Source organism: Flavobacterium sp., from assembly GCF_043773265.1.
Classification (GTDB): Bacteria; Bacteroidota; Bacteroidia; order Flavobacteriales; family Flavobacteriaceae; genus Flavobacterium.
In genome coordinates this window covers 1-10967 of record NZ_JAYVFH010000147.1, presented here as the reverse complement: position 1 = coordinate 10967, position 10967 = coordinate 1, and the positions used below count along the sequence as shown (strand labels likewise).

Below are 10967 nucleotides of genomic sequence, written 5' to 3'. Positions count from 1 at the left end.
TGTGGAATTAATAGTTGCGCCATTGGCAAAGGTTGTACCTGTTCCTCCACTTGCTGAATGATACGTGCTTCCTGCTGGAAGATTTGGTAAAATATAACTTCCGCAAACGGTTACGTCTGCTGGGTTTGGTGTTACAGAAGGCAAAATTACATTAACTATAATCTCTTGATAATCCCTACAAGTTGCTAATGCAGGAGTAGGATTTAGAATGGCATAAACATAATAAGTTCCAACAGAATTCGGCAAAGATCCTGCACCAAGAACTGGCGCATCATAAGTAGCCGAACCAGCAACAGGAGTAGCTGTACCTAATGGAATTCCGCCTGAATACATGTTAGATCCTGTTTGTGGAGCATTAAAATATACATAAGCTATCGAATTGGTTCCAGTTGCTGTTGTTGTAACTGTGAAAGGAGTTGGATTTGCACCTGCAATGTTACACAAAGACTGATTGCCGTTATCTGTCGTAATTGTATCACAAGCACAATTGTTTATTGTTAATGTAAAAGATGTTGTTGTAATACATGAAGAAGTATTATCTTCAATACTAACAAATACAACCTGACCATTTGTACCAGGATAACAAGAAGGTGTTGGTAACAAAACACCACTTGTTCCATCTTGAGCAGCTGCCAAAGTAGGATGATATGAAATAGTATAACCTGTTAAACCATTAAGAACTACAGGAGTGTTTGAAGTTAAATTAAAACAAGGATCAGTATTGCAACGGACTAAATTATTAGGCGCTGCAGTTGCTGGAGCTGTAGGAATGGTAATCGTTGCACTATCTGTAGAATTTGCAACACATCCTGGTTTATTTACAACAACAGTATAAGTTCCAGGTTGAGAAACTGTAATACTTTGAACACTACCTGGATTTGTAAAACCTGATGCAGTTGATGTCCAAACATAAGAAGTAGCACCTGAAATTGTTGCAGTTAAAGTAGTTGCAGTATTTGGACAAACTTCAACATCTGGACCAAGCGATAACGGACAAAGAATACTGCAATCTGCAGCACCAACACCTGGATTGGATGGATTATTGGTTTGAGTCATTGTAATTTGTCCAGCTTGATTAGAAAAATTGGTAATAAGAACCATATAAAACTGACCAACAAGTGCGTTAGGAATTGATACAGGTTCAATAGCTACAGATGAATAACTACAATCAACAATGTTATTAGGAATTAAAGTATTTCCATCCGGCAAATCATAAAGTCCAGTACAAGAAGGAGCGTTAAATGGACCCCAAATTATAAAATCAACGTCTAAATTATTATATGCTGGAGCATTGTTTCCTTGAGTTAATAGAAAGTCTAAATTTCCTGATTGTGAAACTTGCAAATAAAACCAAGCAGGATTTGGTGCTGAACCAAGACATCCTGGACTTCCTAAACTAGGAACGCCTGAAGAGTTTGGAAAAGTAAATGTTGCTCCACCAGCGCAAAAGGGATTTGCTCCTGCACAAGTTGCACTTTGAGAATAAACTAAAGAAAATATAGAATTTAATAAGAATAACGTTAGTAGTAGGTATATTTTTTTCATTGATGCAATATTTTTTGACCGCGAAATATACATAAAATTAAATTTAATACATCTTAAAAAAAATATTTTTAAAACTGAATTGCAAGGGTAAATATGTAAAGTATTTATAATTATCTTTGCTCAAGAGATAAATGTTATAAAAATTAAAATATTAAGATGATTAATAAGGAAGAATTATCCGATGAAATTGGTAATAATCATATTGCTACTAGCTCACAAAACCCTTTGAGAGAAGATGCATTTGACATATCTGATGATCAAAAAATTGAACTTATAAAAAAAGATGTTGAAAAAATATTGAATACTCTTGGTCTAGACTTAACAGACGATAGTTTGAAAGGAACACCAAACAGAGTTGCAAAAATGTTTGTTAAGGAAATTTTTGGCGGATTAAATCCTAATAAAAAACCTAGTTCATCAACTTTTGAAAATAAATATAAATATAATGAAATGCTTGTAGAAAAAAACATAACTGTTTATTCTACTTGTGAGCATCATTTACTGCCTATTATTGGCAGAGCACATATAGCATATATTTCTAACGGAACTGTTGTTGGATTGTCTAAAATGAATAGAATTGTTGATTATTTTGCAAAAAGACCTCAAGTTCAAGAACGATTAACAATGCAAATTGTTGAAGAATTGCAACGAGTTTTAAATACTAAAGATGTTGCATGCATTATTGATGCAAAGCATTTGTGTGTAAATTCTAGAGGAATTAGAGATATTGAAAGCAGTACAGTTACTTCTGAATTTGGAGGAAAGTTTAAGGAAGAAAATGTTAGAAGAGAATTCCTTGAATATATTAAATTGGAAACTTCGTTTTAGAGTTTAAAGATGAAAGTTCATCAATAAAGATTATAGTTGTAGTTTCTACAAATTTTTAGCCCAGATGTAATGGAAATCCTTGTGAAGGAAAATTCTATTTTTTCTTGGTTTAAAAAAGCGACTGCAAGAAGCTCTTTTTAAAGCATAGAAAAAAAGATTTTTACAAGCAAGATTGTAGTGGAAAGCTGGATTAGCTTCAAGAAAAATTATTAATGAAATAAGTTTAGATTTAGAAAATCGGAAAAAAAAATAAATTATGTCATTGTATAAAGACCAAACACTTAAAATTTATAATTCGCTTTCTGGTGAGAAAGAAGTTTTTAAACCTGTTCACGAAGGAAATGTTGGAATGTATGTTTGTGGACCAACGGTTTATAGCAATGTTCACTTGGGAAATGTGAGGACTTTTATGAGTTTTGACGTGATTTTTAGGTATTTATTGCATCTTGGTTATAAAACGAGGTATGTTAGAAATATTACAGATGTTGGTCATATTGTGGATGATGTTGATGATGGTGAAGATAAAATTGCCAAAAAAGCACGTTTGGAACAATTAGAGCCGATGGAAATTGTGCAACGCTATACGGTTGATTTTCATACTATTTTGAATAATTTTAATTTTCTTCCGCCAAGTATTGAACCTACTGCAACTGGTCATATTATTGAACAGATTGAAATTGTAAAGCAGATTATTGATAACGGTTTTGGTTATGAAGCTAATGGTAGCGTGTATTTTGACGTAGTAAAGTTTAACGAAACTAATCATTATGGAAAACTTAGCGGTAGAAATATTGAAGATATGCTTGCCAATACAAGAGATACTGATGGACAAAGTGATAAAAGAAATTCGCAAGATTTTGCACTTTGGAAAAAAGCTGAACCTGAACATATAATGCGTTGGCCTTCGCCTTGGGGAATTGGTTTTCCGGGTTGGCACTTGGAATGTACTGCTATGAGTACAAAGTATCTTGGAGAAACTTTTGATATTCATGGTGGCGGAATGGATTTGAAATTCCCACATCATGAATGCGAAATAGCTCAGAATGAAGCTTGTACTGGTCATAGTCCTGTTAATTATTGGATGCATACCAACATGCTAACTTTGAACGGAAAGAAAATGGCAAAATCTACTGGAAACAATATACTTCCGGGTGAAATTTTTACTGGTGATAGTCCGTTTTTAACTAAAGGATTTTCTCCAAATGTTGCGCGTTTTTTTATGCTTCAAGCACATTATAGAAGTGTTTTAGATTTTTCGGACGATGCTATTATTGCTGCAGAAAAAGGTTTTAATAGATTAATTGAAGGAATTGAATTACTTTCTGAAATTGAAGCTAGCTCTACTTCTACTCTAGATATTTCAAGTTGGAAAAAAAACTGTTATGATGCAATGAATGATGATTTTAATACTCCAATTTTAATTGCTAATTTATTTGAAGGAATACGATTTGTAAATGTGTTGAATGATAAAAGAGAAACTATTTCAATTGTAGATTTTGAACTATTAAAAAACACCTTAGAAACTTTTACTTTTGATGTTCTAGGCATTAAAAACGAAAAAACTTCAAGCAATAATTCTGACAAACTTGATGGTGTTGTTACAATGTTAATTGGTATGAGAGATGAAGCTAGAGCAAATAAAAATTGGGCTTTGTCTGATGAAATTCGTGATAAACTTTTAGCACTTGGTATTCAACTAAAAGATGGTAAAGAGGCAACTTCTTTCAATATTAATTAAAATAAAAAAAATAAATTTTATTTGATATGCTTAAAAAAATTGTAATTTTTCCTTTTATTGTTTTAATTCGATTTTATCAAGAAGCAATTTCACCTTTTACTCCTTCAAATTGCAGATTCGAGCCATCATGTTCTAATTATTTTCTTGAAGCATTAAAAGTACATGGCGTTTTTTATGGTTTTTATTTGGGTGTAAAACGAATTTTGAGTTGTAATCCTTGTGGTAAAAATGGTTATGATCCTGTACCAGAAAAAAAATGTTCTCATAAATAATCGACAATGCTCGCAATATATTGTTTAAAAATACTATTTTTGAAATAATTATTTAGAATAAAAATAAAAAAATATGATTTGGAATCCATCAGAAGGAATTGATATTGGACCTTTTACAATTCGATTTTATAGTTTAATGTTTGTTGTTGCCTTTGGTTTAGGTTGGTATATAATGAAACAAATATTTATTAAAGAAAAACTAACATTAGACAAATTAGATGTTTTATTTGTGTGGACAGTGATTGCTACACTTGTTGGTGCCAGATTAGGACACGTATTTTTTTATGATTGGGAATATTTTAGAAACAATCCTTTAGAAATTTTATTACCAGTTAAATTTGAACCAGAATTTCATTTTACTGGTTTTCAAGGATTGGCTAGTCATGGAGCAGCTATTTCTATAATTATTACAATGTATTTTTACAGCAAAAAAGTTATACAAAAACCTTTGCTTTGGACATTAGACAGAGTTGTAATTCCTGTAGCTTGTGGCGCAATATTCGTGAGATTAGGAAACTTTTTTAACTCTGAAATTGTTGGAAAAATAACTGACTCTGAATATGGAATTCGCTTTTTGAGAGATAAATTTACTGCCAATGATGCAATTAGTATAACTGGAATTAATAATGTAAATGCTGCATATGAAGCTTTGATAAACAATCCAAAATATGCTGAATATTTGCAACAAGTTCCTTTAAAACATCCAGCACAATTGTATGAAGCAATTAGCTATGTATTTGTATTTATCTTTCTAATGTTTTTGTATTGGAAAACTAAATTTAAATTAAAGCATGGTCTAATTTTTGGCTTTTTCCTTTTATTACTTTGGACCGTTAGATTCGTTGTAGAATTTGTTAAAGAAAGTCAAGGTGGAATAGAAAGTAGTTTGGGATTATTCTCAACAGGACAATGGCTTAGTATACCGTTTATTTTTGTTGGTTTAGTATTCGTTTTTATTGCCCAAGAACCATTACCTCCTGATTTTTTAAAAAGAAATTATAACCCTAATAAATTATTTTAATAAGTAAAATTAGGATTAACTAAAAATAATAAGAGGCAATTAGTGCCTCTTTTTTTTTTATTTAAATATATCTTTTATTTTAAACATTGTTATAAAAATCAACTTTATATACTTTGAACTTTTAATATAACAATTTGTCGACTTGAAATTATTATAACAATAAAAGGTATAGAAAAAATGCGATTGAATTAGCAATTCAAATCAACAATAAAACAAAATCTGTTATAACATTTATTGTTATAAAACATTCTAAACCAATTAATCTCACTATTTTTAATAACATTTATTATAATAAAATAATCTAATCCAACTAATCACAACATTTATAATTACATTAACCACAAAAAAAAAACCACACATTTCTGTATGGCTTTTCTAAAATATTTTTTATGCTTATTTAATTAGCATCTGCATGTCGTTTTTCAATTTCTAAGATATCTGAATCTTTCATTGTATCAACTAATACTGGAGTTGCAATAAATAATGATGAATAAGTACCAATAACAATACCTATTAACATTGCAAATATAAATCCTCTAATAGATTCTCCACCAAAAATAAACATAATCAATAATACTAATATCATAGTTAGTGAAGTATTCAATGTTCTTGACAATGTAGTATTAATAGATGCGTTTACAATTTCTTTAAAGTTTCCTTTTCTGTTTCCGCCAAGGAATTCTCTAATTCTATCAAATACAATAACGGTATCATTCATAGAATATCCAATTACTGTTAAAATTGCAGCAATAAAGTGCTGATCCATTTCCATGTGAAACGGCATATATTTATACAATAATGAATAAGTACCTAATACGAAAATAACATCATGCACAACTGCAGCAAGTGCTCCAAGTGAATATTGCCATTTACGGAAAGAGATTACAAGATATAATCCAACTACTAACATTGCACCAAGTACAGCCCAAAAAGAGTTTGTTTTTATATCATTAGAAATTGCTGCACCAACTTTTGATGATTGCAAAATTCCATATGTTTTTCCTTCATATAAATTTACAAATTTTTCATAAGCAATATTGTTGTAATATTTGGTCAAACCTTCATGAAGTTTTTTGTTTACTTCTGTATCAACATCAGTACTTTCTTCCTTAATTTTATATTTGGTTGTAATTTTTAATTGGTCTGAATCTCCAAATACTTTAGCTTCAACAGTAGTTCCAAAAATTGCAGAAAGTTCTTCTGAAACTTTTGTAGGTTCAACTGGTTTCTCAAATTTTATTTGAAAAGTTCTTCCTCCAACAAAGTCAACACCTTCGTCTAAACCATTAAAGTAAAACGAAATACAACTTACAATTACTACTAAAGAAGAAATCATGTAAGACCATTTTTTCATTCCGATAAAGTCAATATGAAAACCTGTAAACCAATTTTTAGTAATAGAGGTTGAAAATGTTAATGCATTATTTTTAGCAATATCTCTATCGATAAACATTCTAGCAATAAATATTGAAGTAAATAATGATGTAAAAATACCTATCAATAATGTAGTTGCAAAACCTTGAATTGGTCCTGTACCAAATATAAATAAAATAGCACCTGTTAAAACGTGGGTTACGTTGGCATCAATAATAGAACGCATTGCTCCTTTCCAACCATAAGCAGTTTTTACAGCTTCACCAAGAGTTTTTCCTTCTCTAAGTTCTTCTTTTGCTCGTTCATATATAATGATGTTTGCATCAACTGCTGTACCTAATGTTAAAACAATACCAGCAATTCCTGGCAATGTTAAAACTGCACCTAAGCTTGCTAAAATTCCGAATAAGAAAAGTAAATTTACTAACAAAGCAACGTTGGCATACCAACCAGCTTTTCCATAATAGAAAACCATCCATAAACATACTAACAAGAAACCTACAATAGACGAAGTTGTACCAGCATCAATAGCTTTTTGTCCTAAAGATGGACCTACAACTTCTGATTGCACAATTTCTGCAGCTGCAGGCAATTTACCAGCTCTTAATACATTAGCTAAATCTTTAGTTTCTGTAACATCAAAATTTCCTGAGATTTCTGAACTTCCACCAGTAATTGGACCTGTAGAAACACCTGGAGCAGAATATACTACATCATCAAGTGCAATTGCAATATAACCTTTGGTTTTAAACGCATTATCGGTTAGTTTTTCCCATTCTTTTGCTCCTTGACCATCCATTTTCATTGAAACGGCTGGTTTACCCATTTGGTCAAATGTATCTCTTGCATCAGTAATAACGCCACCACTTAAAGGTGCTTTTCCATCTCTATTGCTTTTAAGAGCATATAAATCATAAGTTTCTGTAACTTTTTTAGTTTTTTCGTCAGTTACTTCAACTGGTTTTCCCCAAACAAATTTAACATAACGTTTGTCTGAAGGTAATAAAGCAAGAATGTCTGCTCTTTTTAAATAAGCATCAACAGCATCTTTATCTTTGGCTGAAACTACACCCAATATTGGTCCGCCACCTTGAGATACAAATTTATCTAATAAAGGATTATCACCTTTTTTTGCAGCTGTTGAATCTTTTTTATCAGCATCTGTTAGTAATTTATCTAAAGTGTCTTTTTTAATAGTTTTTACTTCCGCAGTTGCTATATTTTTTTCTGTAATTTTTAATGCATCATTTGCCGACATTAAAAACTGACCAATTTCTTCAATTTTATAAGTTTCCCAAAACTCTAATTCGGCTTTGCTTGACAATAATTTTTTTATACGATCAACATCTTTTGCACCTGGAAGCTCAACTAAAATACGACCTGTTTGACCAAGTTTAGCAATATTAGGTTGTGTTACACCAAATTTATCGATACGACTTCTAAGAACTCCAAAAGCACTTTCAACAGATTCTTCAACTTTTTTAATCAATACTTTTTTAACTTGATCATCTGTCGATTTGTAATCAATTTCTTTATCGTCAAAATTTCTATTTGCAAAAATATCTGGCGAAGCCAATTTTGTTGAACCTTTTATAGCATCAAATGCATCAAAAAAAGCATCAAGATAACTTTGATTTCCTCTTTGATTTAATTTTGCATCTTCTAATGCTTTGTTAAATATAGGATTTTTTGAATCGTTAGATAATCCAATCAAAACATCTTTTACTGATATTTGAAGAATAACATTTATTCCTCCTTCAAGGTCAAGACCTTTATTAATTTGTTTACTTCTTACATCTTCAAAGGTATAATCGGTAACTCCTAAACTAAAAACTTTTTCTTTACTAATTGAATCTAAATACTTTACTTCTTTATCTTGGTTTCCACCAGCAAAAGTTTTAGCATCATTTTGTACCTTGTTTGAAACAAAGGTGAAAGAAAGTTGGTAAATACTTACCAGTGCAAATAGAATTGCGAAAAATTTAATAAGTCCTTTATTCTGCATTATTACTAAAAATTAATTAATTTTTGTTTGTTGGAATTTAAAAAAACGCCGTAATGACAAGGTAATTTATTGATTTTCAATAAAAATCATAAAAAATACCACGCTACACGTTTTTTGAAACGTGCAAATATATAATTATGCTAATGATTAACAAATTATTTAGGGATTAATATCAAAAAAAAACGAAGTTAAATTACTATAAAATCAAATAGATTAAATCATTTACTTATTTCTAATCAATTTCTTTGCAATATCTGCCAATTGTTCCTTATTTTCATTAACAAACGAAAATCCTGCTTGCAAAAGTTCAAATATATTTTCTGAAGATGTGTCGTCCATTTCTGGAGAAGCATTTTGTAACGATGGCATCAATCGATGATAATTTTTACAATTTCTATGACTTAATGTTTCATACATTTTTCGCAAATGATAATCTACCGTTTCAACATTTGATGAAAGTAAAATATCTATTAGTGGTGTTATCCATTTTAGTTTTCCTGCATTTTCAAGTTCTTCAAATTGGTATTCTTTTAAAACCGTTCCTGTTCCCACAGAAATTATAATCATATCTTTTATAGACGGTTTGTCTGGTTTTTCAATATCATTTAATATTTTTGAAAATTCTATTTTTCGTGCTTCTGCATAGGCACACAAAGTTGGATTATTGGCATAAACGCCACCATCAATCAAGGTGAATTCTTGTCCGTAAAGCGATTTAATTTGTGCTGGCTCAAAATAAGTTGGCGCTGCCGATGTTGCTCTACAAACGTCTTTTACATAAAAATTTTCTAGTAAATCGCTGGCATCGTGACTTGTAAAAAATTTTGCTCTGCGTTGCGAAACATCATAAGAAGTTATGAGTGAAGGTTTTATAAAATCTTTAAGTTCAAGGTTTCCAAAAACCTCAAACAGTTGTTGTTCAAGCATTTCGTCTGATATTTTTTCGTTAAAAAGTCCAAACGGATTTATTATTTTTTCCCAAAAAGGAACATCAAATATATCTTCACCACGCTTTGCATATAAATCTAATGCTTCTTGAACTGAAAATTTTGCGGTTTTAGTATTGTCTGGAAACAATAATATTGCTGCCAAAATTCCGCCTGTACTACTTCCTGCAATTAAATCGAAATAATCGCCCAATTTTGCATTTGGATTGTCTAATTTTTGAAGTTGTTCTTCTATATATTTTAAGATTACACAAGATATTATTCCTCTAATTCCTCCACCATCTAAACTTAATATTCTAATTTTTTTTGCCATACTTTTTATAATTACAAACCAGCCAAAACAGCTTTGGCAGTAGTATTAACAATAACTTTAATGATAGAGTTTTTTAAATTATTTATTTTAATTTTAGACAATCCAGCAGTTTGTAATGCTTCTAAAACCAATAAGTTTTTTTGACTTTTTACCAACCACTCAAATTCTTCTTGAGTTAACGATTTGTCTACTAAAAGCAATGTCCAACGTTCAAATTTAATTTTAGATAATTTTAAAAAAGCGGTAATATCTTTCTCCAATTCTGGAACAAAATCTTTATAATTTTCTTGAAAAAGCACTTGTAGTTGTGCCTTAATTTCGGCTATTAATTTTTCTATATCCATGACTTTTATTTTTGACTGTTTATAAGATTTAAAAGTAAGTTTGCCGATTCTTTATCTTTTTTAACTTCATATTGAATTAACAAATCAAAAGCTTCAAGCACTTGTTTTTTAGCTTCTTGCGAAAATGTTGCTGATAGTTTATCTTTCTCTTCCCAACGTTTGAAAAATCCTGCTAAAAGGTTTTTTTCTTTATCGTTTAGAATGGTCCACATTGCAAACGAAATTTCGTTATTGGGTTTGTTTTTTTCGTATTCTACTAGCTTTTCTACATCAAGTAATAACTTGTCTATTTGCAATTTGTTAGCACTGTAAGATGTAGTAGCTTTGTCAATAAGGTTGGATGTTTCTACTTTTAGCTCAGTCGCTTTTTGATACGAATATTGGTCAAAAAGTGCTGTTTTAGTTGAAGTACAAGAAACTAACGAAAGTAAAAAAAGTAGTAGAATTTTAATTTTTATATTTTTCATAACTTAATAATTTATTATTTTACCACAAATTACAACAATTTTCACGAATCATTTACAGTCTTCTAGTCATTCTTACGAACGAAGAATCGCTTTAACTTGTTAGCTCTGTTTTT

The 10967-nt window shown here is 30.3% G+C and carries 8 protein-coding genes and 1 pseudogene; 4 read left to right on the top strand and 5 right to left on the bottom strand.

Annotated elements, in window-relative coordinates:
• A pseudogene (locus tag ACH2BO_RS07940) lies at positions 1 to 1545 on the bottom strand (hypothetical protein); the annotation flags it as partial.
• A 156-nt stretch (positions 1546 to 1701) separates the two neighbouring features.
• Between ACH2BO_RS07940 and folE the strand changes: the two are divergent.
• From folE to lgt, 4 genes are all read left to right on the top strand, one after another.
• The gene (gene folE / locus ACH2BO_RS07935; protein WP_395044210.1) at positions 1702 to 2373 is read left to right on the top strand and encodes a GTP cyclohydrolase I FolE; all 672 of its coding nucleotides are present in this window, start codon (positions 1702 to 1704) and stop codon (positions 2371 to 2373) included.
• Between the two features lie 256 nt (positions 2374 to 2629).
• Positions 2630 to 4111, top strand: a complete 1482-nt coding sequence (gene cysS / locus ACH2BO_RS07930) for a cysteine--tRNA ligase (RefSeq protein WP_395044209.1) — start codon at positions 2630 to 2632, stop codon at positions 4109 to 4111.
• A 26-nt stretch (positions 4112 to 4137) separates the two neighbouring features.
• Complete coding sequence (gene yidD, locus ACH2BO_RS07925) at positions 4138 to 4383, top strand: membrane protein insertion efficiency factor YidD (protein WP_395044208.1); 246 nt, start codon at positions 4138 to 4140, stop codon at positions 4381 to 4383.
• A 73-nt stretch (positions 4384 to 4456) separates the two neighbouring features.
• On the top strand, positions 4457 to 5404 hold the full coding sequence (gene lgt, locus ACH2BO_RS07920) for a prolipoprotein diacylglyceryl transferase (protein ID WP_395044207.1): 948 nt from the start codon (positions 4457 to 4459) through the stop codon (positions 5402 to 5404).
• A gap of 397 nt (positions 5405 to 5801) precedes the next feature.
• Here lgt and secDF read toward each other — a convergent pair whose 3' ends face one another.
• From secDF to ACH2BO_RS07900, 4 genes are all read right to left on the bottom strand, one after another.
• Positions 5802 to 8783, bottom strand: a complete 2982-nt coding sequence (secDF, locus tag ACH2BO_RS07915; protein ID WP_395044206.1) for a protein translocase subunit SecDF — start codon at positions 8781 to 8783, stop codon at positions 5802 to 5804.
• 222 nt (positions 8784 to 9005) lie between these two features.
• On the bottom strand, positions 9006 to 10043 hold the full coding sequence (locus tag ACH2BO_RS07910) for a patatin-like phospholipase family protein (RefSeq protein WP_395044205.1): 1038 nt from the start codon (positions 10041 to 10043) through the stop codon (positions 9006 to 9008).
• 11 nt (positions 10044 to 10054) lie between these two features.
• Complete coding sequence (locus ACH2BO_RS07905; RefSeq protein ID WP_395044204.1) at positions 10055 to 10387, bottom strand: hypothetical protein; 333 nt, start codon at positions 10385 to 10387, stop codon at positions 10055 to 10057.
• A gap of 5 nt (positions 10388 to 10392) precedes the next feature.
• Complete coding sequence (locus tag ACH2BO_RS07900) at positions 10393 to 10854, bottom strand: hypothetical protein (RefSeq protein WP_395044203.1); 462 nt, start codon at positions 10852 to 10854, stop codon at positions 10393 to 10395.
• Positions 10855 to 10967 lie beyond the last annotated feature (113 nt).

Coding starts and splice junctions, on each gene's coding strand:
- folE (WP_395044210.1), top strand. CDS start 1,702: ATGATTAATAAGGAAGAATTATCCGATGAAATTGGTAATAATCATATT.
- cysS (WP_395044209.1), top strand. CDS start 2,630: ATGTCATTGTATAAAGACCAAACACTTAAAATTTATAATTCGCTTTCT.
- yidD (WP_395044208.1), top strand. CDS start 4,138: ATGCTTAAAAAAATTGTAATTTTTCCTTTTATTGTTTTAATTCGATTT.
- lgt (WP_395044207.1), top strand. CDS start 4,457: ATGATTTGGAATCCATCAGAAGGAATTGATATTGGACCTTTTACAATT.
- secDF (WP_395044206.1), bottom strand. CDS start 8,783: ATGCAGAATAAAGGACTTATTAAATTTTTCGCAATTCTATTTGCACTG.
- ACH2BO_RS07910 (WP_395044205.1), bottom strand. CDS start 10,043: ATGGCAAAAAAAATTAGAATATTAAGTTTAGATGGTGGAGGAATTAGA.
- ACH2BO_RS07905 (WP_395044204.1), bottom strand. CDS start 10,387: ATGGATATAGAAAAATTAATAGCCGAAATTAAGGCACAACTACAAGTG.
- ACH2BO_RS07900 (WP_395044203.1), bottom strand. CDS start 10,854: ATGAAAAATATAAAAATTAAAATTCTACTACTTTTTTTACTTTCGTTA.